Origin of the sequence: uncultured Merdimmobilis sp. (genome assembly GCF_902471145.1) — a bacterium.
Classification (GTDB): Bacteria; Bacillota; Clostridia; order Oscillospirales; family Ruminococcaceae; genus Merdimmobilis; species Merdimmobilis hominis.
On the sequence record NZ_CABRJC010000003.1, the window covers coordinates 96,949 to 122,970 of the forward strand.

The window sequence follows — 26,022 nt, forward strand, 5'->3', positions numbered from 1 at the left end:
CTTTAAACGGAGCCTTCTCCCTCATGCTGCTGTGGGAATCACACCGTCCTCTCACCGTGCACATCACATCGTCAATAGTTCCAAACCTGATTGCTTTCTCCCCCATCTACAAAAGCAATATACACAAGATTTCCAGCGTCGATTCTAAGGTTGTTCTATTGCAAACTATCCTTATAATGTGCGATAATGAAATTACAAAATCCGTTCACATCGACAGAAGGAGGTCTTTTCCGTGGAAAATGTAAAAATCCAAGATCTTTTCTCGTTCCATTTTCTGTCTTCCCTGACCCTGTCCCCCGACAAGACCCGCGCTGCTCTGGTTGTACAGAAAGCAAACGGCAAGGACAACGATTACGATGGGGATATCTACCTCTATGAGATCGCCAGCGGCGCTGTCCGCCGCCTCACCTCCCAGGGGGATGGCAAGTCCTACACTTGGCTGGATGACACCACCCTGATCTTCCCCTCGGCCAAGCGGAATAAAGCTCTGACGGAAGCCTCCAAAAAAGGCGAGCCCTGGACGGTCTACTATTCCATCGACGTCACCGGCGGCGAAGCAGTCGAGTTTATGCGGGTCCCCCTCTCGGTGACCGCAGTCAAACCCCTGGGCGGCGACCTGTTTGCCCTCACCGCCAAATACAACAAATACGCCCCCGACCTCCACAGCCTTTGCGGCGAAGAAAAAGAAAAAGCCATCGCCGACCGGAAAGCGGAGAAGGATTATGAGGTCCTAGACGAGCTCCCCTACTGGAGCAACGGCGCGGGGTTTGTCAACAAGGACCGCAACCGCCTCTACCTTTTTGACAAGTCCACCGGGAAGCTGACCCCTGTCACCGCGGAGAATGAGACGGTGGGCCTCCTCAAAACCAAAGACGGCAAACTCCTCTACATCTCCACCAGCTACGACGACATCCTGGACCAGGCCAGCGGCCTTTACCTGTATGACATCGCCTCCGGCGAAAAGAAAACCCTCGTCTGCCAGGATGAGGATTTGAAACTGGGCTATGCCGACTTCCTGCGGGATAAGATCATCGTGGCGGCCACCGACCGCAAAGCCCATGGCATGAACACCGCCTACAACTTCTATGTGGTTGGCGAAAAGGGCTTGGAACTGATTGCGGAGAACGATTACAGCATCGCCAGCACCTTGGGCTCCGACGTGAAGCTGGGCAAATACGGCGGTTACCACACCAGTGGCGATAGCCTCTTCTTCATCACCACCCGGGGCCATGCCAACCACATTGGCAAAGTGACTTTGGGTTGTGACAAGGTGGAGCTCATCGGCGAACCCATCGGCTCCATCGATGATTTTGACCTGGGCGATGACTGCTTCTACTTTATCGGCCAGCGGGGCATGCGCCTCCCCGAGCTGTACAGCTTGTGCGGCAAAGAGGAAAAGCGGATGACCTCCTTCAACGAGGAGTACTTCACAGCCCACGCCATCGCCACCCCTGAGCCCTGCTTCTTTGAGAACGATGGCATCACCCTGGAGGGCTGGGTCATCCCTCCCTACGGTTATGATCCCAGTAAGAAGTACCCGGCGGTTATCGACATCCACGGCGGTCCCAAGACTGCCTTTGGCACCGTCTTCTTCCATGAGATGCAGGCTTGGGCCGGCATGGGATACTTTGTCTTCTTTATGAATCCCCGGGGAAGCGACGGCCGGGGCGACGCCTTCGCTGAACTGCGAGGCGCCTATGGCACCTATGACTACGACGACCTGATGAAGTTCACCGATGCGGTCATCGCCAAATACCCTGCCATCGACACCGCCCGCATGGGAGTTACCGGCGGCAGCTACGGCGGCTTTATGACCAACTGGATCATCGGCCACACCGACCGGTTCGCCTGTGCAGCCTCCCAGCGGAGCATCTCCAACTGGGTGTCTTTTTCCAACACCACTGACATCGGCTACCGGTTTGGCGACGACCAGATGGCGGCCAACACCTGGGACAATGTGGAAAAAATGTGGTGGCATTCCCCCCTTAAATACGCCGACCAGGTGAAAACCCCCACCTTATTTATCCACTCAGATGAGGACTACCGCTGCTGGCTGGTGGAAGGGCTCCAGATGTTCACCGCACTCAAGCTCCACGGGGTGGAAAGCCGCCTGTGCATGTTCCACGGCGAGAACCACGAGCTGAGCCGCGGCGGCAAGCCCAACCACCGCATCCGCCGCCTGGACGAGATCACCAATTGGTTTGAAAAATTCCTGAAATAGCGTTCCTGTTTCCAAGCGGGATGGCGCGGCAAAAGCCGCGCCATCCCGTTTTTGCGTTTTAGACTTCCCCAATACTAGGGGCATCTTTCCTCAATTGGCCGTGTTTTCCCCAAAGCAAAAAAATATATACAAACATCCCTCTGCTATTTCTCTTTCCCGTCTATTGTGCCAAATCGAATGCCATGCGATAATAAAATCAAATCCAATTTGCCTGTGTAATCGATTTTATCAATACAACGGCGGCCCGCCGCCCCAAGGAGATTTCTTATGAAACCTATTGAAATACAAGACCTGTTGGAGTACCGGTATCTCTCCGGTCTCGCCCTGTCCCCCGACAACCGGCACATCGCTTTTGTGGTGCAGCAGGCTGCCAGCGATCAAAACAGCTATATCGGCAGCCTCTATCTCTACGACACCGTGAGCCAAACCACCCGGATGCTCACTTCCGGCGGGAGGGAAAAGAGCTTCTTCTGGCTGGATGGCTCCACCATCCTTTTCCCCGGCCTGCGGGACCCAGAACTGCGGAAGAAAAAAGCCCAAGGTGAGCCTTGGACAGCTTTCTACGCCATCGACATCCGGGGCGGTGAAGCCTGTGAGCATATGCGCATCCCGCTGGAAGTCATTTCCGCTAAGCCGCTGGACAGCCGGCGCTTTGTGCTGCTGGCCCGCACCAACAGCACCCTGCCCGATTTCCACGCCTTGTCCCAAGAAGAACAGGCCGCCTGCCTCCGGGAAGGGAAGGACTACACCGTCCTGGATGAAATTCCCTACTGCTCCAACGGCAGGGGGTATACCAGCAAGTGGCGGCAGCGGCTTTATTTCTACGACCGTTCCTCTGGGGAACTGCGGCCCATCACTGGGGAGCTGGAAAACGTCAGCTTCTACCAAGTCCAGGGGGAGGAAGTCCTCTACATCTCCAGCACCTACCGGGAGAAATACAACCTGACCAGCGCCCTTACCCGCTACCACATCCAGCGCGGCTCCCACCAGGTTCTGGTGGAGGACGGGGTCTATAAAATGGAGTATGCCGGCTTCTGGGGGGAGGAAATCTTCCTGGCCGCCACCGACATGAAGCGCTATGCCATGAATGAGTCCCCCAATTTTTATTGGGTGCGGGAGGGGCGCCTCGTTTTACTTGCAGAGAACGACTTCAGCATCCACAGCTCCATGACCTTGGACTGCAAGCTGGGCGGCGGCAGCGGTTTCTCCCTGGAAGGGGATACTTTTTCCTACATCACAACCCGGGGCGGCAGTGACTACATCGCCACCCTCTCCCAAGATGGCCGGATCTCCCTTCTGGGCCGGGACAATGGCTCCATCGAGTGCTTCGCCCGGGGCAAAGAGGGGGAGTATTACTTCATCGGCACCCGGGGCACCCGCCTACAGGAGCTGTATTGCCTCCGGGATGGGGTGGAGACCCAGTTGACCGCCTGCAACGAGGAATACCGGAACAGCCATACGGTTTGTGAACCCGTTTATTTCCCCATTGAAAAAAAGGGCCTGCGTCTGGATGGCTGGGTAATCCCTCCGGCGGACTTTGATGAGTGCAGAGTTTATCCGGGCATACTCAGCATCCACGGCGGGCCAAAAACCGCCTATGGCGCTGCCTTCCTCCACGAGATGCAGGTTCTGGCTGCCAAGGGGTATTTTGTCTTTTATGTCAATCCCCGGGGCAGCGATGGCCGGGGCGACGCCTTCTCAGACATCCGGAACCAGTTCGGCCGGGTAGATTATGAGGATTTTATGGACTTTACCGACCAGGTCTTGGAGGCGTATCCCCAAATCGACCGGGAGCGGCTGGGGGTGACCGGGGGCAGCTACGGGGGGTATATGACCAACTGGATCATCGGCCACACCCACCGGTTCGCCTGTGCCGTCTCCCAGCGGAGTATTTCCAACTGGATCACCAAAATCCTCACCACCGACATCGGCTACTACTACAACGCCGACCAAGTTGGGGGGATGCCCTGGCCGGACCCCACTCCACTGTGGGACTGTTCCCCCCTCAAATACGCCAGCCAGGTAAAAACCCCTACCCTTTTTCTCCATTCTGACCAGGATTTCCGCTGCTGGATGGCCGAAGGGCTCCAGATGTTCACCGCCCTCAAGCTCCACGGGGTACAGACGCGCCTTTGCCTGTTTCACGGGGAAAACCATGAGCTGAGCCGCAGCGGCACTCCGAGGCACCGCATCCGCCGCTTGAAGGAGATGACAGACTGGTTCCAGAAATATCTGGAATAGCCCCCTTCCTAGGAAAGCCATTGGGATCGGGCAAAACCTGCCTTTTGACGTTGGATTCCATCCAAATGGTCTCCTTTCCCTTTGTTTATCAAAATATCTACAAAAGTTCAGTTTTATTTCTATTTTTCATCAATTGCACCCAAATATGAGTTGTGCGATAATGGAGTTAGCTCCTTTTCTCCCCAGCAGTTTTTTATCTGTATTTGCCGCTGGGGAGGGATGCCAGACCTTCCCCGGGTCGGCTCCTGCGCTGAAAAATGCAGGATGCATGCATTTCTCTTGAAGAATATGCATTTTCCCCCATATTGTTCAACACTTGACAAACAATGGATTGGGAACTTTTATTTTTATGTTGTATCTATTGACTGCTTTAGCCTCTCCTCTTATAATAGGTATCATCAATGGGAAGCAAATTAAGATAGAAAAAATCGAAATTTGATACCTTTGCTAGTCTTGTACCGCAGCTGTATTTTGCAAGAAATTTCTTCTTAACATTCAAAAAAATCCACAAGGAGGAAGCACCATGGCCAACCAGTTCGAAATGCAAATCACCAAAATTCTGGACGAACAGGGCCGCGACCAACAAAAGTTGCTGTCCATTCTCCTGGACATCCAAAAGGCCTCAGGCAAAAACTACATCAGTGAGGAGGCCGCAGAGATTGTTTCCCGGGAAATGGGCATCCCCCTGGTGAAGCTGTACGACATCCTGACCTTCTATGCCATGTTGGAGACAAAGCCCCGGGGCCGCTTCCTCATTGAGGTCTGCAACAATGCCCCCTGCTACGTCTCCAAATCCGACCGGATTGCCCAGTTCCTTCGCCAGGAGCTGGGGATCAACTTCGGCCAGACCACAGCGGACGGCTTGTTTACCCTTCAATACATGCCCTGTGTCGGCGCCTGTGACATCGGCCCGGTAATCAAAATCGGTGACCGGGTCTATGGCAACCTGACCGAGGAGAAGATCCGCAAGATCCTCTCCGACCTGACCAACAACCTGGAGGGCTAGACCCCAAATCGAAGGAAAGGATGTTTTTCACATGCCAAAAACCATGTCTGTTCTGACAGCGCGCTGCGGCAGAATCCGGCCGGACTCGGTCAAGGAGTATGTGGCCACCGGCGGCTTTGAAGCCTTCCGCAAGGCGCTGGCTATGGAGCCTATGGAGATCATCAACGAGGTGATGGACGCCAAGCTTCTAGGCCGCGGCGGCGCTTCTTACCCAGCGGGTAAAAAATGGAAGCAACTCTATGAGATCCCCACCTTCCCCAAATACATCGTCTGCAATGCCGATGAGGGCGAGCCCGGCACCTTTAAGGACAAAGTCTTGCTGGAAAAAGACCCTCTCTTGGTCATCGAGGGCATGCTGATCGCCGGCTATGTCTTTGATTCCCACGACGGTTACATCTACATCCGCGGCGAATACCGAGAAATCCAGCGGATCTTCCAGGCCGCTATCGCCAATGCGGAGTCTGCTGGATTCTTAGGGGACAACATCTGCGGGACGGATTTCTCCTTCCGAGTTCACATCGTGTCCGGCGCCGGCGCTTATATCTGCGGCGAGAACTCCGGCCTACTCAACTCCATTGAAGCCAAAACCGGACGGCCCCGGGTCAAACCGCCCCATCTAGCGGAGGTTGGCCTCTTCTCCATGCCCACCTTGGTGAACAACGTGGAGTCCTTTGCGGGCATCCCGGTCATCCTTTCCATGGGCGGCAAACAGTTCCTGGAACTGGGTTCGGAGAACAGCGGCGGTACCAAGCTCATCTGCCTCTCCGGCAATGTCAACAATCGGGGCACCTATGAAATCCCCATGCACGGGGTTACCCTGCGGGACATCATCTATGATCCCGAGCTGGGCGGGGGCATCCCCGGCGGCAAGGAATTGAAATTCTACCACCTGGGCGGCCAATCCGGCCCCATCGGTTTCCCCCATCAGCTGGACACCGTCTACTCCCACGATGCCCTGAAAAAGGTGGGACTTTCGGTAGGTTCCGGCGCAGTGGTGGTGCTGGATGAATCGGTCTGCATCATCGATTACCTGAAAAAGGTGGCCGACTTCTTCATCCATGAAAGCTGCGGCAAATGCGTCCCCTGCCGGGAAGGCAACCGCCAGATCCGCCTGATCCTCCAAAAATTCTCCGACGGTGTGGCCACCATGCAGGACTTTGAACGGCTGGAGCGGCTCTCCCTCACCATGGCGATGGCTTCCTCCTGCGGCCTTGGCCAGTCTGCTACCACCGCCCTGGATTCCTGCCTCATCCACGCCCGGGAAGAATTTATCGCCCACATCAATGGCGTCTGCCCTGTGTGCTTCAACAGCAGAAAGAATGGTGATACCTATGCATATTGATCCCAACAAAATGGTTACTGTCAAAATCGACGGCATCCCGGTCACTGTGCCCTCCGGCACAACTATTATGGAGGCCGCTAAAAAAATCGGCATTAAAATCCCCTCCCTGTGCCATCACCCCGACTTGACCGTCCGGGCTTTCTGCCGCATCTGTGTGGTGGAAGACACCTGGAGCCGCCGCTTGAAAACCGCCTGCAATAACATTGTGGACGAGTGCGGCGACATCTTTACCAACACCGAAGGGGTCCGCCGGGCCCGCCGCACGATTTTGGAGCTGCTGCTGGCCAACCATCCCCAGGACTGCCTCCATTGCGAGCGCAATCGCAAGTGCGAGCTCCAAACCCTGGCGGAGGAGTTCGGCATCCGCAAAAACGCCTTTGACCCGGTCTACCGCCCTGTCCCCAAAGATTTGAGCAATCCCGCCATGGTCCGGGATATGAGCAAATGCATCCGCTGCGGCCGCTGTGTGGACGCCTGCCAGGCGGTTCAGGAGGTCAATGCCATCGGCTATTCCGGCCGCTCTACCGGCTTTAAAATCACCACCGCTTTTGAAAAGCCTTTGAGCGAATCCCCCTGTGTCTACTGCGGCCAGTGCATTGCCGCCTGCCCGGTGGGCGCCCTCTATGAGAAAGACGACACCCAAAAGGTGTGGGACGCCCTCTCCAACAAAGACCTCCACGTGGTGGTCCAGACCGCACCTGCGGTCCGTGTGGCCATCGGCGAGGAGTTCGGCATGGAGAAAGGGGCTATTGCCACCGGCAAGATGGTGGCCGCCCTGCGCCGCCTGGGCTTTGACAAGGTGTTTGACACCAACTTCTCCGCCGACCTGACCATTGTGGAGGAGGGTAACGAGCTTCTCTCCCGCCTCAAGAGCGGCAAAAATCTGCCGATGATCACCTCCTGCAGCCCCGGATGGATCAACTATGTGGAGAAGAAATATCCTGACCTGCTGGATCTTGTCTCCAGCTGCAAATCCCCCCAGCAGATGTTTGGCGCAGTGGCTAAGACCTATTACGCCGACAAAATGGAAATCCCCCGGGAGAAGATGTTCGTGGTCTCCATTATGCCCTGCGTGGCTAAGAAATACGAGGCTCAGCGGCCGGAGATGAACTCCAGCGGCTACCAGGATGTAGATGTGGTCCTTACCACCCGGGAATTGGCTAAGATGATCCGCCTGGCCGGCATCCAATTTGGCGCCCTGCCGGAAGAAGAGTTTGACAGTCCGTTGGGCCTTGCCTCCGGTGCGGGAGCCATCTTCGGCACCTCTGGAGGGGTCATGGAGGCCGCAGTCCGCACCGTCTATGAGATTGTCACCGGCAAAGAGCCCCAGAGTCTTGATTTTAACGAACTGCGGGGTCATGAGGGCATCAAAGAAGCCTCTTTGGATTTGGATGGCACCACCGTGAAAGTTGCAGTTGCCAATGGCCTCTCCAACGCCAAAATCTTGATGGATAAAGTTCGCGCCGGTGAGGCCGACTACCAATTCATTGAGATCATGTGCTGCCCAGGCGGCTGTGTAGGCGGCGGCGGGCAGCCCTTCCGCACCACTGCGGCTATCCGCTCCAACCGGATGACCGGCCTCTACAAGGTGGATAAGGACAGCAAAATCCGCCAGTCCCACAAAAACCCGGAAATTCTCGCCCTGTACGATGAATTCCTGGGCGAGCCCAACGGCCATCTGGCCCATGAACTGCTCCACACCCATTATACCGACCGGAGCCACTAAAAAAGCAAAACGCCCCGCGGGACGCAAACGTTCCACGGGGCGTTCTTGTATATCCTACCCCTTCCCCGCCTAGGTGGAGGAAGACATTTCCCCCTTCTCTTTAGGGGATTTGTTTTTTATCATACGAAAAAAAGCGAACGGGAATAACCCCGTTCGCTTTTCTCTTCCTTAGAGGACACAAACCCTATTTGAATTTGCGTTTCCGAGCAGCTTCAGACTTCTTTTTCCGTTTGACGGAAGGTTTTTCGTAGTGCTCTCTTTTGCGAACCTCAGCCAGAACGCCAGCTCTAGCGCACTGTCTCTTAAATCTTCTAAGAGCGCTATCCAAAGACTCGTTATCTTTAATACGAATTTCTGCCATTTACAATATCCCTCCTTACGCCCAACCGGCAGGAGTTTTTATCCCAAGTGGATAACATCGAATATTATACAATATCATGCACTAGGATGTCAATACCTTTGCCCCCATTGAATACAAGTTTCTTCCAAATTCTTTTTTGAAGAGAACCCTTTCATCCAGAGGGGCAGCAAGACCCAGCGGAACTGATTATTTTAAATATAAAGTCTACATAAACTGGAAAAATCCCGATGCGGCTTTGCCGCAGGAAGGGCCGCACCCTGACAGGGATTTCTTCCCCAATGATCGCTTTGCGATCATTTTACCACGATGTTGACCAATTTGCCGGGGACACAGATCTCCTTGACCACTGTTTTGCCTGCTATGGCCGCTGCGATGGACTCATTGGCCTTGGCGGCGGCAATGGCATCCTGGTTGCTGCAATCGGCGGGAATGACCACACGGGCCTTTACCTTGCCGTTCACCTGCACTGCGATCTCCACGCTGGCATCCTTGCACTTTGCCTCATCATAGGAGGGCCATTTCTGGTCGGTGATCATGCCGCCGAAGCCGCAGACCTCCCAGAGTTCTTCCGCAATATGGGGGGCAAAGGGATTGAGCAACAGGAGGAAAGTTTTAAACTCCCCACGGGTGATGCTCCCCTTGTCGGTGATTTCGTTGAGCAGGCTCATCATCGCCGCGATAGCGGTGTTGAACTTCATCTCCTCGATATCCTCACTGACCTTCTTGATGGTCTTGTGGAAAGAGGTTTCCAGCTCCTTAGAGTATCCCTCCCCATCGGTGAGGACATCCTGCAGGCCCCAGATACGCTCCAGGAACCGTTTGCAGCCCTTAATGGAGGAGGTGTTCCAAGGGGCGCTCTTCTCAAAATCGCCAATGAACATCTCATAGAGGCGCATGGTATCGGCGCCGTATTCCTTGACAATGTCATCGGGGTTGACCACATTGCCCCGGGATTTGCTCATCTTCTCCCCGTTTTCGCCCAGGATCATACCGTGGCTTGTCCGTTTGGCATAGGGTTCGGGACAGCTGACTACACCGATGTCATAGAGGAATTTGTGCCAGAACCGGGAGTAGAGCAGGTGCAGAGTGGTGTGCTCCATGCCGCCGTTGTACCAGTCCACCGGCAGCCAGTAGTCCAGGGCCTCTTTAGCAGCCAAAGCAGTGTCGCAGGTGGGGTCGCAGTAGCGCATAAAGTACCAGGAGGAGCCTGCCCACTGGGGCATGGTGTCGGTCTCCCGTTTGGCGGGGCCGCCGCAGCAGGGACAGGTGGTGTTGACCCAGGCGTCCATCTTCGCCAAGGGGGATTCGCCATTTTCGGTGGGCTCATAGCTTTCCACCTCAGGCAGGGTCAAGGGCAACTCACTCTCCGGCAGGGGAACATAGCCGCACTTCTCGCAATAGACAATGGGGATGGGTTCGCCCCAGTAACGCTGGCGGGAGAACACCCAGTCACGCAGTTTGTAGTTGACCTTGGGCTGTCCTTTTCCTTCTTTTTCCAGCCAGGCGATGATCTTCTTCTTGGCCTCTTCCACTGTCAGGCCGTCCAGCATGCCGGAGTTGACCATAATGCCGGTCTCGCAGTCGGTGAAGGCTTCCTTCTCCACATCGCCGCCTTTGACCACCTCAACGATGGGCAGGCCGAACTTTTTGGCGAACTCCCAGTCCCGGGTGTCGTGACCGGGGACCGCCATGATGGCGCCGGTGCCGTAGGTCATCAGCACATAATCGGAGACGAAGATGGGGATCTCCTTGCCGTTGACGGGGTTGATGCCCCGCACCCCGTCGATGCGGATGCCAGTCTTGTCCTTGTTCACTTCTGAGCGTTCAAAGTCGGACTTTTGGGCCGCCTGCTGCTGGTAGGCCTTGATCTCCTCCAGGTTGGCGATCTTGTCCGCCCACTTCTCCAGGAAGGGGTGCTCCGGCGACATGACCATGTAGGTGGCGCCGTACAGGGTATCTGGGCGGGTGGTGTAGATAAGCAGGTCATCGCCGGCGGTGGTGGCAAAGGTCACCTCTGCGCCGGTGGAGCGGCCGATCCAGTTCTTCTGGGAAGTCTTGACCCGGTCTATGTAATCCAGACCCTCCATATCAAGGTCGTCGATCAGCCGCTGGGCATATTCGGTGATTTTCAGCATCCACTGGCTTTTTACCTTGTGGATGACCTGGCCGCCGCAGCGCTCGCAGACGCCGCCCACGACCTCCTCGTTGGCCAGAACCACTTTACAGGAAGTGCACCAGTTGACGTTCATCTCCTTTTTATAGGCCAGGCCGTGTTTAAACAGCTGGAGGAAAATCCACTGGGTCCATTTGTAGTAACTGGGGTCGGTGGTGTTGATTTCCCGGTCCCAGTCAAAGGAGAGACCGAGAGACTGGAGCTGGGATTTGAAGCGGGCCACATTCTGCCGGGTGACAATCTCCGGGTGGATGTGGTTCTTAATGGCGAAGTTCTCAGTGGGCAGGCCAAAGGCGTCCCACCCCATGGGATACAGCACGTTGTACCCCTCCAGGCGGCGTTTGCGCGCCACGATGTCCAGGGCGGTATAGGAGCGGGGATGGCCCACGTGTAAGCCCTGCCCCGAGGGGTAGGGGAACTCCACCAAGGCGTAATATTTCGGCTTGGTGTAATCGTTGGTGGCGGCAAAGACATGCTTGTCCGCCCAAATTTTTTGCCATTTTTGTTCAATGGCCGCAAACTCATATTTCAATGTAGGTACCTCCCAAATGCCGTTCGGCATGGATTTTGTGTCACAGCGGGCAGGAATCAGTCCTGGGTCAGCACATCCGACAGATCGACGCGAGGCGCGTCCGCCCATAGTCGGTCCAGCGAATAAAACTCCCGGGCCTCCTCCAGAAACACATGGACGATCACATCGCTGTAATCGAGCAAAATCCAGGCGGCGGAATTATACCCCTCCACCCGTTTGGGCTCAACGCCCAGCTGGGAGAGTTTTTCCTCCACCTCGTCGGCCAGCGCTTTGGTCTGGGAGGTGCTGCTGCCCGAAGCCACCACAAAATAATCGCCGATGGTGGTCAGGCCATTGATATCAATGGCTTCTACATCCTTGGCTTTTTTGGCATCCAGCAGGGCGGCAACCTTTTTTGCCAGTTCCAATGCTGTCATCTTTTCCCCTCCTTTACCGTCCCATACGCCTAATCTGTGGGAAAAGCGCTGGGATTCTCTATCAAATCGCCCGGTAAGTTCCCCTCACCGGCCGATTCTTCTATGGGTTGTTCTTCCTCACTGGCCGGTTCTTCCGGCTCAGGCGGCGGGAGCGGCACTGCGGCCACCTCCAGCTGGGATGGGGGAACTTCCTCCCCCACCGGGCGGAACGCTTCATTCAAAAGATCCGCCAGGGCTTCCCGATCCGCTTCATAGACCGAGTAGCCGTTGTGATAAGTCCCCCGGCCTGGGAGCAGATAGAACTCCACCCCGCTGTCCGGAACCTGGTAAGCCCGGTTGGCAAGGCTGGCCATCTGCCCGAGGGGCAGGTCGGTTTTCACCTCGCCGGCGTGGTCCAAAAGGATTTGGATGGACTTGAGCCGCCCTTCCCGCCGCACCGCATCTAATACCCCGTGAAGGAACTCCTTCTGAGCGCCCAGGCGGCCGATATCGCCAGTGGCATAGCCTTTGCGGTACCGGATAAACCACTCCGCCTGCTCTCCATTCAGCCGCTGTTTCCCCTCCTCCAGCACCATGCCGGGCAGGTACTCCATCTGGAAGGGGACCTCCACCTCCACCCCGCCCATGGCGTCCACCATGCTTCGCAGGCCAGAAAGGGTGATAGTCGCTGTGTAGTCGATGGGGAGCTGGAGCTGCTTTTCCACCAGTGTTTTCAGCTCCTGGATGCCGCTGTCCCCCTTGGGATGGCCGTAGACCGCGTTGATCTTGCCGGTGACATACCCGTCCCCGATATAGGTATCCCGGGGGATTTGCAAAAGGCTGATACGGTCGGTTTCCAGGTCAAAGCGGCCCAGGATGATCACGTCGGTGAGCATACCGGTCTCGTCGATGCCGCAGCCCAACACCGTCACCGCTTTCGCTGAGAGGGGTTCAAACTCCATTTCCCTCTCCCCAGGGGAGTCCGGCCCATCCGGAACCGCGGCCCCAGGCCAGCGCAGAAAAAACACCGTCACCCCCAACAGTACAGGGATGAGAAGCCACCGAAACTTGTTGAACCCACCGGCCAAATGCCGCGCCTCCCTTATTCAGCGCACAACATAACAATTGTAAGCGCCCAGCGTATCGGAGTTGATCAGCGCCTTTTTCTGCAAAAGGTCGCCCATGATAAACTCCATCGCCTCCCGCATTGCGTCATCCAAGGAAGTATCCGCCAAATCGCGCATCTTTTCCACCCCGCCGTATGTTCTGTCTTTGGAGGTCAAATCGGCCAGGTAGACAATCTGCTCCAGCCGGGTCATATTTGCCCGGCCAGTGGTGTGATACCGCACTGCATTTAGTATTTGAAGGTTGTGGATGTTTAATGCATCCCGCAGGTAGATGGCCCCCGCCGCCGCGTGCCAAAGTTTGGGCTGCTGCGGCAAAGTTTTCTCAAAAATTATATCAGAATTTACAATCCTTTGCAACTGCTCGTCGCCGGGGACGTTCTTCTGAATATCGTGGAGAAGGCCCGCCACTAAGGCATAGGTTTCATTCTCCCCCCAGCGCTTGGCCAGGCGGACCGCCTGCTTTGCCACATACAGGGAGTGGATGCGGCGGCTGTCCTTTAACAGGGTTTTCATCTGCGCCACATACCCCCCGATGTCGTACACATACTTGCCCGGGTCCAATCCATAGAGGCCGTTTTGGCGGATGTATTCCTCCCCCTGGGGCGGCAGAAACCCTTCCACCGGCTCCCCTTGACGGATCTTCTTCCGCACCTGGGTGGAAGAGAGGGGCTTTACCTGGATGTCCAGTACCCGGCAGCTCCAGCCGCGGGCGCGGTACTCTTTCTCCTTAGCCTGGAGGGCTTCCAGCTCTCCCCCGTCCCGGGCGCCGCCGCAAAGGGTGCATAGAAGGGCGATCTCCCCGGCCATATACCAGCTTTCAAAGGTCAAAAACATATCCGACCCCATCAGGAGGAAGAATTCATCCTCCTTGGGATAAGCGTTCCGCAGTTCCCGCAGGGTCATCACCGTATAGCTGGGGCCCTCCCTCCGCAGCTCCAAATCGCAGGGGACAAACCGGGGATCGGTTTTGGCGGCCAGACGGCAGAGGTTCAGCCGGTGCTCCGCTGGGGCAAGGTCCTGTGCCGACTTGTGGGGCGGGATGGCCGTGGGGATGAGCAATACCCTGTCCAACCCCAGCCGGTCTGCAAATTGGGTGGCCAGCGACAGATGTCCTTGATGGATGGGGTTAAAGGTGCCGCCGAAAACGCCGATTTTCATAGGCTGCGCCTCCCTTAGTTACAGCTCGATTTTGGGGTCTTTGTCATTGCGGCGGTACAGGACGATCCGGGTGCCGATGACCTGCACCACCTCAGAGCCGGTCAGGGCGGCCAGCTCCTGTGCCGTCTCCTGGGCGAAGGCGGGGGCGGTTTCCAGCACCCGCAGCTTGATCAGCTCCCGGGCAGTGAGGGCGTCGTTCACCTGCTTCACCGTAGCTTCCGAAATGCCGGATTTCCCAATTTGGAAGATGGTCTCCATCGGGTTGGCCAGGGATTTGAGTTTTGCGCGTTGTTTTGATGTGATCACTTGCATTCTCCTAGTTGTTTATTTTAATAATTGAGGCAGCTCTTCTGCAAAGAGTCGCAGGGCTTTGCCCCGGTGGCTCATGGCGTCCTTTTCCTCGCCGGAGAGTTGGGCAAAGCTCCTCTCCCCCACGTAGAAGATGGGGTCGTATCCGAAGCCATTCTCCCCACGGCACTCATAGCCGATGGTCCCTTCGCAGCTGGCCTCAAAGAGATGAGGAGTGGAATCCTCTCCCACAAAGCAGATGGCGCTGGTGAACCGGGCAGTGCGCTCCTCGGGGGCGGCGTCCTTCAGCTCCGCCAGCAAGGCGGCGATCTTTTCGGGATAGGGGGTGTCCTCCCCTTGGTACCGGGCGGAGTATACCCCGGGGCGGCCGTCCAGGTAATCGACACACAAGCCGGAGTCGTCGGAGATGGCCGGCTTGCCGGTCACCTTGTGGATGGTCATGGCCTTGATGGTGGCATTCTCCCCAAAGGTGGAGCCGTCCTCCTCAATCTCCATGTCCACCCCGGCCTCTTCCATGCCGATGACGGTGCAGCCGAATTCTTCCAAGATGCGGGCGAATTCCCGCATCTTGCCTTGGTTGCGGGTTGCTACAATGATTTCCATGATTATTCCTCCTCCTGGGGGATGGGGGCTTCCTCTTGTGGAATCTCCTTAGAGGACTCCTCCCCGAACAGCGCGTCGGCAAAGTCCACCGGGTCAAAGGGCCGCAGGTCGTCGATGCCCTCGCCCACGCCGATGTATTTCACCGGGATTTTCAATTCTTCCTTGATACCGATGACCACGCCGCCCCGGGCGGTGCCATCCAGCTTGGTCAGCACGATGCCGGTGAGGCCGGCGGCCTCCCCAAACAGCTTTGCCTGGTTGAGGGCGTTCTGGCCGGTGGTGCCATCCAGCACCAGCAGGGTCTCCAGCGCGCTGTCCGGCAGTTCCCGGGCAATGACCCGGCTGATTTTGGCCAGTTCATCCATCAGGTTTTTCTTGTTGTGGAGCCGCCCGGCGGTGTCGCAGATGATGACGTCCACCCCCCGGGCCCGGCCGGCATTTACCGCGTCAAACACCACCGCGGCGGGGTCTGACCCCTCCTGGTGCTTGATGAGGTCCACCCCGGCCCGGTCAGCCCAGATCTCCAGCTGGTCGATGGCCGCGGCCCGGAAGGTATCTGCCGCCGCCAACAGGACGGTCTTGCCCTCCTCTTTGAGCTGGTGGGCCAGCTTGCCGATGGTGGTGGTCTTGCCCACCCCGTTGACCCCAATGACCAGGATAACCGCCGGCTTGGTGGAGAGGTTCAGCTCCTGGCCGCCCTCCAGCATCTCGGCGATGATCTCCTTGAGCAGCCCCTTGACCTCCCGGGCATCGGTGACCCCCCGCTCCTTGATGCGGCGGCGCAGCGCCTCCACAATGTGCTGGGAAGTGGTCACACCCACGTCAGAGAGGATGAGAGTCTCCTCCAGCTCATCCATCAGGTCGTCGTCGATGGTGGTGAAGGAATTGGTGATGGCCTCCACCTTTTTTGCGAAGGAGTCCCTTGTTTTTTTGAGCCCCTCGCTGATTTTGCTAAAAAATCCCACAGGATCACCTCACGATAGTTATTTCATGCCCAGCTTGCTTTCCAGCTCGCTCACCTTCAATTCCAACAGTTTGGAGACCCCTTCTTCCTGCATGGTGACCCCATACAGGACGTCGGCTTCCTCCATGGTGCCGCGGCGGTGGGTGATGGCGATAAACTGGGTTTTTCCGCACAGGCGGCGCAAGTACCGGGCAAATTTATCCACATTCACGTCATCCAGCGCCGCTTCGATCTCGTCTAGGAGGCAGAAAGGCGCGGGGTTGACGGTCAAAATGGCGAAGTATATGGCGATGGCCACAAAGGCCTGTTCCCCGCCGGAAAGGGCAGAAAGGTTTTTAATCACCTTGCCGGGGGGCTGAACGGCGATTTCAATGCCGCATTCCAGCACATCCTCCCCAGTGAGGGAGAGGCTAGCGCGTCCGCCGCCAAACAGCTCGGCGAAGATTTTAGAAAACTGGCGGGCAATTTTTTGGAAACTTTCCGCGAAGATTTCCCGCATCTCCCGGGTGAGGCCGCCGATCTGGCGAGAGAGCTCCTCCTCCGATTGGGTGACATCCTCCACCTGCCCCTTCAGCGCCTCATACCGGCCAGAGACCTCTTCATACTCCTCCAGAGCCCCCAAATTGACATTGCCGAGGGCCTTGATCTTCCCTTTCAGCTCCTGCAAACGGCGCTGGGCGGCGGGCAGGTCCTTCACCGGCTGGGCCAGGGCCTCCGCTTCGGTGCGGGTCATCTCATACTCATCCCACAGCCGCTGGATGACGCCGTCATAGCTCCCCTGGAGGTTCAGCCTGCGCTCCTCCAAACGGGCTAGGCTGCGGGCGCTGTCTTCCCGCTTGGCGGAGAGCTCTTTTTCCCGCCCTCTCAGCTGGGTGGTCTCCCCTTCCCAAGTCTCCCGCTGGGCCATGAGCTCCAGGATTTTCCCCCGAAGCTCCTCGGCTTGTCGCTGGCTTTGGGCCCGCTGAGCTTGCAGATCCTCGATCTTCTTCCCTATGGCCGCGTTTTCCCCGACGAGGGCTTCGGCCCGGGCAATCAGTTCCTGGCCCCGGTTCGCCTGGTTTTCCCGCTGCTGCCGCAACTGGTCCCGCCGGCCAGAAAGCCGCTCCACATCCTTCTCTGCCGCCAGGGCGGAGAGGCTGTTTTGGGAGAGGCGATCCTGGAGTTCCCCCAGAAGGCCCTGGTGCTTCTCCTTGCGCAGGAGGGCGGTTTCCAACTGGATTTCCACCTCAGAAAGGCGGGCGGTCAGCTCTTCCAACAGCCGGTGGGCAGCTTGGTTCTGGCCCTCCAACTCCTTGGCCCGGGCGCTGAGGCGCTGGGTTTCCCCTTGGGCGAAGTCCCTCGCCTCCCGCAGTTCCTGCCGCCGCTGGGTGAGGCGCTGCAACCGGCTTTCCAGCCGGATGGCATCCTCGGAAAGGGTCTTTTTCCGGGATTCCAGAGCGGTCAATTCCGCCTGGTCCCGGCCGATCTCCCCCTGGGCGGCGAGAAGCTTCTTCTCCAATTCCCCGATCTTGGCAGTCAGGGCGCTCACTTCTTGAGTGAGGGTTTCAATTTCGGTGCGGCGGCTGAGGGCGCCGGCGGATTTTGCCGTAGAACCCCCAGTGAGGGAGCCCCCTGCGTTGACCACCTGGCCATCCAGCGACACCACCCGGAACTGATACCTGGCCCCCTTGGCGATGGCCACAGCGGCGTCCAAATCCTCCGCCACAACCACCCGGCCAAGAAGCCAGGCCACGACCCCTTCAAAACGGGGATCGTATGTAACCAGGTCAGCGGCCAGCCCTACAAACCCCGCCTGGCGGGAGAGGGAGCGGACGTCCAGCCGGTTTCCCTTCACCGAGGTGAGGGGCAGGAAGGTGGCCCGCCCAGCCCGGTCCCGGGAAAGCTGCCGGATGGCCGCCTTGGCGGCTTCCTCATCCTCAGCCACAATATTCTGCATGGCGCCGCCTAAAGCGGTTTCGATGGCTAAGGCGTGTTCCCCCTTGGCGGCGATCAATTGGGAGACCGGCCCCACAATGCCCTGCAAGAGGCCCTTCTTCCCCTGCTTTACGATGTATTTCACACTTTGGGCAAAGCCCTCCATGCTGTTTTCCAGGTCCTCCAACAGGCGGGCCCGCTGGGATTTTTCCCGCAGCTGGTCCTCCCATTTTTGTCGCTGGGCGAGGAGCTCCTCCCGCTTGGCGGCCTTTCGCTCCAGCCGCAGGCGATAGCCCTTTCCGGTATTTTCCAGCCCGGAGGCTTCCTCCTCCAAAGCGGTGAGGTCCTCTTTTGCCTGGGCCAGCTGGGCCTCCACCTCCGCCAATAGGGAGGCGAAGTCCTGCCGTGCCCCTTCTTCTATCCGGGCCCGGGCCTCCTCCAACAAGGAAGCGGAGGCATCCTTTTCCGCCCCGGCCTTGGAGACGTCCAGGTACACCGCATCCCGCAGGGCGCGCTGCCGGTCGATCTCCCGCTGGATGGCGGTCCCCTCCTCCTGAGATGCAGCCAATTCCCTGCCCAGGGCCTCCCCTTCTTGACGCAGGGCATCGAGAGCGGCAGATTTCTCCTGCATCAGGCTTTCCAGGGCGGCAATGGCCTGTTCCGATTCCGCCCCGGCCTGGCCGGATTCTTCCAGCTGGGCAGCGATTTCCCTTTGTGCCTGCTGGTTGTGCTCCCGGTTGTTTTCGCACACGGCGATCTCGGCAGTGCGGGCGGCGGCGGCCTCCTCCCGGCTTTTCACCTGGGAGCGCGCTTCCTCCGCCTGCACCGACGCCTCCTGCATCTTTTGGTACAGGGCGGCGATTTCAGCCTCCACCCCGGCGATCTCCCCATCCAGTTCCTTGCGGCGGGACTGCTCCACCAGGATTTTGTCCTCCTCCGCCCGGATGAGGGCCCGGGCCTTGCGCAGGTTATCCATCCACAGGGAGATTTCCAGCGTCTTTTTCTCCCCCGCTAAAACGAGGAATTCCTTGGCCTTTTCGCTCTCCTGCCGCAGGGGTTCCACCCGTCTTTCCAGCTCCCCCAAAATGTCCCGCAGCCGGTCCAGGTTCTCCCGGGCGGCGGCCAGGCGGCGCTCCGCCTCGGTGCGGCGGAACCGGAATTTGGCGATTCCGGCAGCTTCCTCAAAAATTTCCCGCCGGTCGCTGTCCTTGGCGGAGACGATCTCTGCGATCTTCCCCTGGCCGATGACCGAGTAACCGTCCCGCCCCAGGCCGGTGTCCAGAAACAGCTCGTAGACGTCCCGCAGCCGGACCTGAGCGCTGCCAATGCGGTATTCGCTCTCCCCGGAGCGGTAGAGCTTGCGGGACACGGTGACCTCATCTTCTTCCATAGGGAGGGCGCGGTCCCGGTTGTCGATGGTGAGGGACACAAAGGCGTACCCCTGGGAGCGGCGGGTCTGGGTGCCGCCGAAGATGACATCCTCCATCTTGGCGCCCCGCAGGGTGCGGCTGGACTGTTCCCCCAGTACCCAGCGCACCGCGTCGGAGATGTTGCTTTTCCCGCTGCCGTTGGGGCCCACCACTGCGGTGATCCCCGGGCCGAAGGTCAGCCGGGTGCGGTCGGGAAAGGATTTAAACCCCTGGATTTCCAGCACTTTCAGCTGCATGCGGCATTCCCCCCTTTCGCGGTCGTTTCGGTCTTCCATCAAAATGATATGCGGATTCCATCCCCGGTAAGGGCAGGGTCGGCTTTCACCTTCACCCGGTAGCCCCGTCGCTGCAACTCCAAAAGGTTGCACCGCTTTTGGCCGATCATCCGGGAGAGGTTGCGGGGTTCCACCCAAAGGGTGACCTCCCCTTGGGGCATCCCCTCCAGCAGCCGGAGAGCCCGCCGGAGGAACATCCTCCCCTCGCAGACCTCCCGGAAGGCGGGATGATAGGGCCCGGCCACCCGGTTCTCCTCCAAAGACGGGCTGTCGTGGAGCCCACAGCGGATGACCCGAATCCCCTGTTCCCCGAAAAATTCCAACAGGCGGGCGGAAAGTTCCACCGCCTCCTCGAATTCCATGGGGAGGTACTCCCCCGATTGGTACAGCGTTTCCAACTGGGTACGGCGCAGCACCACCGTGGGGTAGATCCGCACTGTATCCGCCCCCAAAGCGGCGAATTCCCGGGCGGTTTCCATGGCCCCTTGGGGGCTGTCCCCGTAGAGGCCCAACATCATTTGAAGGCCCAGCTCCAGCCCAGCTTCCCGGATGAGCCGGGAGGCATCCCGCCCCGCCTGGGCATTGTGGCCCCGCCGGTTCATCTCCAGGACCCGGTCGTCCATGCTCTGGGCCCCCAGCTCCACAGCGGTGACCCCATAGCTTTTCAGCATCGAGAGGATGTCCCGGTCGATGGCGTCCGGCCGGGTGGAAAGGCGGATACCCCCAAAGCCCTGCGGCCCCACAAAGGAAAATGCCGCCTCCAACAGCTCCCGCTGGTAAGCCGGGTCGATGGCGGTGAAACTGCCGCCAAAAAAGGCAATTTCCGCCTGCCGGGCTCCCTCCCCCAACTGCCGGAGAGCCTGTTTACAGGCCGCCTTCACCTCTTGGGCGGTGGGGGCAGACACGGCCCCGGAAATTTCCCGTTGGTCGCAGAAGCTGCACTGGTTTGGGCATCCCAAATGGGGGACAAAGATGGCTACATTGGCGTGTTTCCCCATCATTGCCCCATCATTGCCCCATCAATTCCAAGGCCTCTTTGGCCGCCATCTGCTCGGCGTCCTTTTTACTCTTGCCCACCCCGTGGCCTATGACGTTGGAGTTGAGGCGGACTTCCACTTCAAACCGCTTGTTGTGGTCAGGGCCGGATTCCTCCACCAGCACATAGGAGAGTTTTTCCTCCGGGTTTTTCTGCACGATCTCCTGGAGGGCGGTCTTGTAGTCGTGGAAGCGGATTTTGCTCTCACTCTCCAAGGTGTCCATGACAAAGGGAAGGACAAACTCCCGGGCCGCCTCCATGCCGCCGTCCAGGTAGATGGCGGCGATCAGCGCCTCAAAGGCGTCTGCCAGGATGGATGGCCGGGTCCGGCCGCCCATCATCTCTTCCCCCTTGCCCAGCCGGATGGCGGAACCCAGGTCGATTTTGGCCGCGAAGCCGCACAGGGATTTTTCACAGACTAGAGCCGCCCGCAGCTTGGTCAAATCCCCCTCCGCCAAGCTGGAGTTTTTAAAGAGGTAGTCGGACACCACGATGGAAAGCACCGCGTCCCCCAAAAACTCCTGCCGTTCGTTGTACGGGGTCGGGTCCTTCATCTCGTTGGCATAAGAGGAATGGGTGACCGCCGTCTGCAAATATTGTTTTTCCCGAAAGTGGTAGCCAATCCGTTTTTCCAAATCCACCGGGAAACCCTCCTTTCATTCGTTCCTCCACAGGATGCGCCAAAAGACGGGAGCAGATCTCCCGCCTTTTGGGCCTTCCATTTATTCTTCGGCAACTGCCGCCGTGCTGGTTTTGAGTTCTTCCAGCGCTTTCTGCATGGTGCCAATCATGTCGCTTTCACAGCACAGCTTAGCCTGCCGGATGGCATTTTTAAAGGCATAGCCGTTGGAACTGCCGTGGGCTTTGATCACCGGCTTGGTAAGGCCCAACAGGGGCGCGCCGCCGTGTTCGGTGTAGTCCATCTTCTTGCGGAAGCCGTCCAGGCCCCCCCGCACGCAAAGGTAGCCGATCTTGGTCAGCAGCGACTGTTTAAACAGGTCCTTAATGGCTCCGCTAAAGGATTTGCCAAGCCCCTCGCTCAATTTGAGGATGACGTTGCCGGTGAAGCCGTCGGCCACCGCCACATCCACCTCGCCCAAGGGCAAGCCCCGGGCTTCCACGTTGCCGATGAAATTCACCGGCGCTTTTTTGAGCAGGGCGCCTGCATCGATCTGCAAGGGAAGGCCCTTGGTCTCCTCTGCGCCGATATTGACCACGCCGACCTTGGGATTCTTGACCCCGATGACCTTTTCCATGTACACCGAACCCAGCACCCCGAATTGGCAGAGCATCTCCGGCCGGCATTCGTGGTTGGCGCCAGCATCCATCAGAAGGTAATTGCCCCGGCCGGTCATGGTGGGGATCACAGTGCCAAGGGCCGCCCGCTTGATGCCCTTGAGCCGTTTGACAATCAGGGTGGAGCCGACCACCAGTGCGCCGGTGCTCCCCGCCGAGAGGAAGGCATCCCCTTTCCCCTCGCTGAGCATCTTGAGGCCCACCGCCATAGAGGAATCGCTATAAGTTTTCAAGATATCGGTGGGGTCAGCTTCCACCGGCATAATACCGGGGGCATTTTCAATGGCAATCCCGGTGAGGTCGGCGTTCATCTCCTTGGCCGCCTCCCGGATTTTCTCTTCATCCCCGGTGAGGACCAGGTCCACACCGTATTCCTGTTTTGCCAGCAGGCAGCCCTCGATGACTGCCTGGGGGGCGTTGTCTCCGCCGAAAGCGTCTACAATAATCCGCATGATGCTAGTTATCCCCTTTCCCATACAAAGGTGTCTCTTCCTGCAAATAAGCCCGAAGGCTGTCCACTGCTCGCTGGGCCACCAACATATAGCGTTGGCTTTTATCCCGGATTCTATCCGGCCAAGGTGGCAAAATACCCATATTGGCCCCCATGGGCTGGAATTCTTTTACGTTTGGGTCGCTGATATAGGCACACAGAGCCCCCAACATGGTGTCCCGGGGGAGGACAAGAGGGGCTTGTCCCAGCAGCTGCCGCGCCAAATTCTGCCCCGCCAGGATGCCGGAGGCCGCCGACTCGGTATATCCCTCCACCCCGGTCAGCTGCCCGGCGAAGTAGAGGTCCTCCCTGCCTCGGAAGCGGAAGGTGGGCGTGAGCAGCCGGGGCGAATCCAAAAAGGAGTTGCGGTGCATCACCCCATAGCGCAGGAAAGATGCGTTTTCCAGCCCCGGGATCATAGAAAACACCCGCTTCTGCTCCGGGAACTTCAAGTTGGTCTGGAAGCCCACCAAGTTGAACATGGTGCCCTCGGCATTTTCCCGCCGCAGCTGCACCACTGCCCAAGGGCGGCGGCCGGTGCGGGGATCGGTGAGTCCCACCGGCTTCATAGGCCCGAAGCGCAAGGTGTCCGGCCCCCGTTTGGCCATTACCTCCACCGGCATACAGCCCTCGTAGACGGTGAAATCCCGCTTGTCAAATTCCTTTAACGGGGCGGATTCCGCGTGGATCAGGGCATCGTAAAAGGCCTCATACTCCTCCTTATTAAAGGGGCAGTTGATGTAGTCATCCTCCCCCCGGCCATAGCGGGCGGCAAAAAACACCCGCTCTTGGTCGATGGAGTCAAAGGAGACGATGGGGGCGGCAGCGTCAAAAAAGCTGAGGGTATCGCTGCCGCACAGCTCCCGGATAGCCTGGGCCAAAGCGCCGTCGGTCAAGGGGCCGGTGGCGATGACCGCCGGGCCTTCCGGGATGGCGGTAACCTCCCCTACATGGACGGTGATATTGGGGTGGCTTTTGATGTGCTGGGTCACCAGGTCGGAGAATTTCTCCCGGTCCACCGCCAAGGCCCCGCCGGCGGAGACGCTGGTCTCTTCCGCACAGGCCATGGTGAGGGAGGATAGCATCCGCATCTCCTCTTTCAGAAGCCCGGCCGCCGACCCCAGGCGGGAGGCTTTCAGGGAGTTGGAGCAGACAAGCTCCGCAAAGCCGGGGTATTTGTGGGCAGGGCTGTACCGCTGGGGCTTCATTTCAAAAAGGTCCACCCCGATTCCCCTTTGGGCCAAAGCCCAGGCGGCTTCACAGCCGGCCAGGCCCGCCCCTACTACCGCGGCCCGGATCATTCTTCCTTCTCCTTTTTCTCTTTGCCGGTGGCCTGCTCATAACCGCAGTCCGGCTTGAGGCAGTGAATCCGGCCATACCGCCCCGCCTTTTTAAACAGGGTGGAGCCGCACTGGGGACACAGGTCGGTCAAAGGCTTATCCCAGGTCATAAAGGAGCAGGTGGGGTTGTTTTCACAGCCGTAGTACCCCTTGCCGTTTTTGGATTTTTTAGCCAGCACCTTGCCGCCGCACAAGGGGCAGATGCCGCCGGTTTCCTGGACGATCTTTTTGGTGTTCTTGCACTCGGGGAAGCCGGGGCATGCCAGGAATTTGCCAAACCGGCCCATTTTGATCACCATTTTTCGGCCGCACAATTCACAGACCACATCGGTCTCCTCATCCGGGACCTTGATCCGGGTGCCGTCCATATTCTTCTCCGCCTGTTCCAAGGTAGCGGCAAAATCTTTGTAGAAGTTGTCAAGGGTGCTGACCCAGTCGGTCTTGCCCTCCTCCACCCCATCCAGGTTCTTCTCCATGTTGGCGGTGAAGTCCACATCCACAATGTTGGAGAATTGGTCTTCCATCAACTTGGTGGTCACCTCCCCCAGAGGGGTGGGTTTGAGGGCCTTGGCGTCCCGCTCCACATAGTTGCGCTGTAAAATGGTGGTGATAGTGGGGGCGTAGGTGCTGGGGCGGCCGATGCCGTTTTCCTCCAACGTCTTGATGAGGGAAGCCTCAGTGAACCGGGCCGGCGGCTGGGTGAAGTGCTGGTTGCCGTCCAGGGCTTTGACCTTGAGGACCATGCCGGTCTCCAAAGGCGGCAGGGCGCCGGAGTCCTCTTCCTCCTCGTCCTTGCCCTCCACATACAGCACGGTGAAACCATCAAACTTCACTGAGTAGCCGGAGGCTTTAAAGAGGTAGTCGCCGGCGTGGATGTCGGCGGAGACGGTGTCCAGCAGGGCGGTGGCCATCTGGCTGGCGATAAACCGCTCCCAGATCAGTTTGTAGAGTTTGTATTGATCACTGGTCAGGCTGCCTTTGACCTTGTCAGGGGTGAGGCTGGCCACGGTGGGCCGGATGGCCTCATGGCCGTCCTGGGCGCTGGCCTTGGATTTGTACACCCGCTTGGTCTGGGGCAGGTAGGGCTTGCCGTACTTCTCTTCAATGAAGGCGGCCGCGTCCTTCACCGCTTCGTCGGAAAGGCGCAGGGAGTCGGTTCTCATATAGGTGATGAGGCCCATGGCGCCCATCCCCTCCACTTCCACGCCTTCATAGAGCTCCTGGGCGGCTTTCATGGTCCGCCGCGCCTGGAAGCCCAATTTGCGGGAAGCCTCCTGCTGGAGGGTGGAGGTGATAAACGGCGGAGCAGGGGATTTCTTGCGGACCCCCTTCTTCACCGTGCCCACCTGGAACTCCACCCCTTGGAGGGCGGCCAGGATGGCATCAGCGGTCTCCTTGTCCTTGATCTCCTGTTTTTTGCCCCCATGGCCGTGGTATTTGGCGGGGAACGCCTTGCGGCTGCCCTCAGCGAGCAGGCTGGCATCGATGGTCCAGTATTCCTCTGACTTGAAAGCGCGGATCTCCTCTTCCCGGTCGACGATCAGCTTGACTGCCACCGATTGAACCCGCCCGGCGGAGAGCCCCCGGCGGATTTTCCTCCACAAAAAGGGGCTGATTTTATAACCCACAATCCGGTCCAGGATGCGTCGGGCCTGTTGGGCGTCCACCAGCGCCTGATCGATCTGCCGGGGATGGGCCATGCCGTTCTGGACGCCGGTCTTGGTGATCTCATTAAAGGTGACCCGGTTCTCGTCTTTGAGATCCAGGTCCAGCAGGTGGGCCAAATGCCAGGAGATGGCCTCCCCTTCCCGGTCGGGGTCGGTGGCCAGATAGACTTTGTCGCTCTTCTTGGCCTCTTTGACCAAGGAGGAGATCAGATCTTCCTTGCCTTTGATGTTGACATATTGGGGGGTGAAACCGTGTTCGATATCCACCCCTATTTTGCTTTTGGGCAGGTCGCGGATGTGGCCCATGGAGGCCACCACCTCATAATTATCGCCCAGATATTTCTGGATGGTTTTCGCCTTGGCCGGCGACTCCACAATCACTAGATTTGACATCCAATACCTCCATGAAAGGATTC

General features: G+C 58.3%; 19 protein-coding genes. 5 read left to right on the forward strand and 14 right to left on the reverse strand.

What is annotated here, in order from left to right:
* The first annotated feature begins 232 nt into the window (after positions 1-232).
* From RDQ42_RS03260 to RDQ42_RS03280, 5 genes are all read left to right on the forward strand, one after another.
* Positions 233-2,221 carry a S9 family peptidase gene (locus tag RDQ42_RS03260; RefSeq protein ID WP_308588273.1) on the forward strand — a complete coding sequence of 663 codons (1,989 nt, stop codon included), beginning with the start codon at positions 233-235 and terminating at the stop codon, positions 2,219-2,221.
* 267 nt (positions 2,222-2,488) lie between these two features.
* Entirely contained in the window at positions 2,489-4,462 is a 1,974-nt protein-coding gene (locus tag RDQ42_RS03265) for a S9 family peptidase (protein WP_308588275.1), read from the forward strand.
* 523 nt (positions 4,463-4,985) lie between these two features.
* Entirely contained in the window at positions 4,986-5,468 is a 483-nt protein-coding gene (locus tag RDQ42_RS03270; protein WP_143117127.1) for an NAD(P)H-dependent oxidoreductase subunit E, read from the forward strand.
* Positions 5,469-5,499: 31 nt separating this feature from the next.
* Positions 5,500-6,810: an NADH-quinone oxidoreductase subunit F gene (locus tag RDQ42_RS03275; RefSeq protein WP_231358475.1), complete on the forward strand. Its 1,311-nt coding sequence runs from the start codon at positions 5,500-5,502 to the stop codon at positions 6,808-6,810.
* Positions 6,800-8,536: an NADH-dependent [FeFe] hydrogenase, group A6 gene (locus RDQ42_RS03280; protein ID WP_308588277.1), complete on the forward strand. Its 1,737-nt coding sequence runs from the start codon at positions 6,800-6,802 to the stop codon at positions 8,534-8,536. Before RDQ42_RS03275 ends, RDQ42_RS03280 begins: the two co-directional genes overlap by 11 nt.
* Positions 8,537-8,720: 184 nt before the next feature.
* On the opposite strand, the gene rpsU is transcribed toward RDQ42_RS03280, so the two are convergent.
* The 14 genes from rpsU to topA form a co-directional block, all read right to left on the reverse strand.
* A complete protein-coding gene (gene rpsU / locus RDQ42_RS03285; RefSeq protein WP_054331035.1) occupies positions 8,721-8,897 on the reverse strand; it encodes a 30S ribosomal protein S21 in 177 nt (58 codons plus the stop codon).
* 293 nt (positions 8,898-9,190) lie between these two features.
* On the reverse strand, positions 9,191-11,602 hold the full coding sequence (gene leuS, locus RDQ42_RS03290) for a leucine--tRNA ligase (protein ID WP_269215273.1): 2,412 nt from the start codon (positions 11,600-11,602) through the stop codon (positions 9,191-9,193).
* Positions 11,603-11,658: 56 nt separating this feature from the next.
* Complete coding sequence (gene rsfS, locus RDQ42_RS03295; protein ID WP_231358477.1) at positions 11,659-12,018, reverse strand: ribosome silencing factor; 360 nt, start codon at positions 12,016-12,018, stop codon at positions 11,659-11,661.
* Positions 12,019-12,047: 29 nt separating this feature from the next.
* Positions 12,048-12,959 carry an LCP family protein gene (locus RDQ42_RS03300; protein ID WP_054331033.1) on the reverse strand — a complete coding sequence of 304 codons (912 nt, stop codon included), beginning with the start codon at positions 12,957-12,959 and terminating at the stop codon, positions 12,048-12,050.
* A gap of 144 nt (positions 12,960-13,103) precedes the next feature.
* A complete protein-coding gene (gene nadD / locus RDQ42_RS03305) occupies positions 13,104-14,282 on the reverse strand; it encodes a nicotinate (nicotinamide) nucleotide adenylyltransferase (RefSeq protein WP_071427173.1) in 1,179 nt (392 codons plus the stop codon).
* A gap of 18 nt (positions 14,283-14,300) precedes the next feature.
* Positions 14,301-14,588 carry a YhbY family RNA-binding protein gene (locus RDQ42_RS03310; protein ID WP_054331032.1) on the reverse strand — a complete coding sequence of 96 codons (288 nt, stop codon included), beginning with the start codon at positions 14,586-14,588 and terminating at the stop codon, positions 14,301-14,303.
* 18 nt (positions 14,589-14,606) lie between these two features.
* A complete protein-coding gene (gene rdgB, locus RDQ42_RS03315) occupies positions 14,607-15,194 on the reverse strand; it encodes an RdgB/HAM1 family non-canonical purine NTP pyrophosphatase (protein WP_231358478.1) in 588 nt (195 codons plus the stop codon).
* A 2-nt stretch (positions 15,195-15,196) separates the two neighbouring features.
* Positions 15,197-16,159 carry a signal recognition particle-docking protein FtsY gene (gene ftsY, locus RDQ42_RS03320; protein ID WP_231358479.1) on the reverse strand — a complete coding sequence of 321 codons (963 nt, stop codon included), beginning with the start codon at positions 16,157-16,159 and terminating at the stop codon, positions 15,197-15,199.
* An 18-nt stretch (positions 16,160-16,177) separates the two neighbouring features.
* Positions 16,178-19,738 (reverse strand): chromosome segregation protein SMC, encoded by a 3,561-nt coding sequence (gene smc, locus RDQ42_RS03325; RefSeq protein ID WP_308588281.1) that lies wholly within the window; start codon positions 19,736-19,738, stop codon positions 16,178-16,180.
* A gap of 38 nt (positions 19,739-19,776) precedes the next feature.
* Positions 19,777-20,778 carry a radical SAM protein gene (locus RDQ42_RS03330; protein ID WP_308588282.1) on the reverse strand — a complete coding sequence of 334 codons (1,002 nt, stop codon included), beginning with the start codon at positions 20,776-20,778 and terminating at the stop codon, positions 19,777-19,779.
* A gap of 7 nt (positions 20,779-20,785) precedes the next feature.
* The gene (rnc, locus tag RDQ42_RS03335; protein ID WP_054331026.1) at positions 20,786-21,454 is read right to left on the reverse strand and encodes a ribonuclease III; all 669 of its coding nucleotides are present in this window, start codon (positions 21,452-21,454) and stop codon (positions 20,786-20,788) included.
* Between the two features lie 81 nt (positions 21,455-21,535).
* On the reverse strand, positions 21,536-22,561 hold the full coding sequence (gene plsX / locus RDQ42_RS03340) for a phosphate acyltransferase PlsX (protein WP_071427175.1): 1,026 nt from the start codon (positions 22,559-22,561) through the stop codon (positions 21,536-21,538).
* A 4-nt stretch (positions 22,562-22,565) separates the two neighbouring features.
* Positions 22,566-23,900 carry a methylenetetrahydrofolate--tRNA-(uracil(54)-C(5))-methyltransferase (FADH(2)-oxidizing) TrmFO gene (trmFO, locus tag RDQ42_RS03345; RefSeq protein ID WP_071427176.1) on the reverse strand — a complete coding sequence of 445 codons (1,335 nt, stop codon included), beginning with the start codon at positions 23,898-23,900 and terminating at the stop codon, positions 22,566-22,568.
* Complete coding sequence (gene topA, locus RDQ42_RS03350; RefSeq protein ID WP_231358482.1) at positions 23,897-25,999, reverse strand: type I DNA topoisomerase; 2,103 nt, start codon at positions 25,997-25,999, stop codon at positions 23,897-23,899. The genes trmFO and topA overlap by 4 nt, the downstream gene beginning before the upstream one ends.
* Positions 26,000-26,022: the final 23 nt, after the last annotated feature.

Bases quoted from the DNA above. Each gene is read 5' to 3' on its own strand.
- RDQ42_RS03270 (WP_143117127.1), top strand. From the start codon at position 4,986: ATGGCCAACCAGTTCGAAATGCAAATCACCAAAATTCTGGACGAACAG.
- RDQ42_RS03275 (WP_231358475.1), top strand. From the start codon at position 5,500: ATGCCAAAAACCATGTCTGTTCTGACAGCGCGCTGCGGCAGAATCCGG.
- RDQ42_RS03330 (WP_308588282.1), bottom strand. From the start codon at position 20,778: ATGATGGGGAAACACGCCAATGTAGCCATCTTTGTCCCCCATTTGGGA.
- nadD (WP_071427173.1), bottom strand. From the start codon at position 14,282: ATGAAAATCGGCGTTTTCGGCGGCACCTTTAACCCCATCCATCAAGGA.
- topA (WP_231358482.1), bottom strand. From the start codon at position 25,999: ATGTCAAATCTAGTGATTGTGGAGTCGCCGGCCAAGGCGAAAACCATC.
- rpsU (WP_054331035.1), bottom strand. From the start codon at position 8,897: ATGGCAGAAATTCGTATTAAAGATAACGAGTCTTTGGATAGCGCTCTT.
- rsfS (WP_231358477.1), bottom strand. From the start codon at position 12,018: ATGACAGCATTGGAACTGGCAAAAAAGGTTGCCGCCCTGCTGGATGCC.
- RDQ42_RS03300 (WP_054331033.1), bottom strand. From the start codon at position 12,959: ATGGAGTTTGAACCCCTCTCAGCGAAAGCGGTGACGGTGTTGGGCTGC.
- RDQ42_RS03280 (WP_308588277.1), top strand. From the start codon at position 6,800: ATGCATATTGATCCCAACAAAATGGTTACTGTCAAAATCGACGGCATC.
- smc (WP_308588281.1), bottom strand. From the start codon at position 19,738: ATGCAGCTGAAAGTGCTGGAAATCCAGGGGTTTAAATCCTTTCCCGAC.
- rdgB (WP_231358478.1), bottom strand. From the start codon at position 15,194: ATGGAAATCATTGTAGCAACCCGCAACCAAGGCAAGATGCGGGAATTC.
- plsX (WP_071427175.1), bottom strand. From the start codon at position 22,561: ATGCGGATTATTGTAGACGCTTTCGGCGGAGACAACGCCCCCCAGGCA.
- RDQ42_RS03265 (WP_308588275.1), top strand. From the start codon at position 2,489: ATGAAACCTATTGAAATACAAGACCTGTTGGAGTACCGGTATCTCTCC.
- trmFO (WP_071427176.1), bottom strand. From the start codon at position 23,900: ATGATCCGGGCCGCGGTAGTAGGGGCGGGCCTGGCCGGCTGTGAAGCC.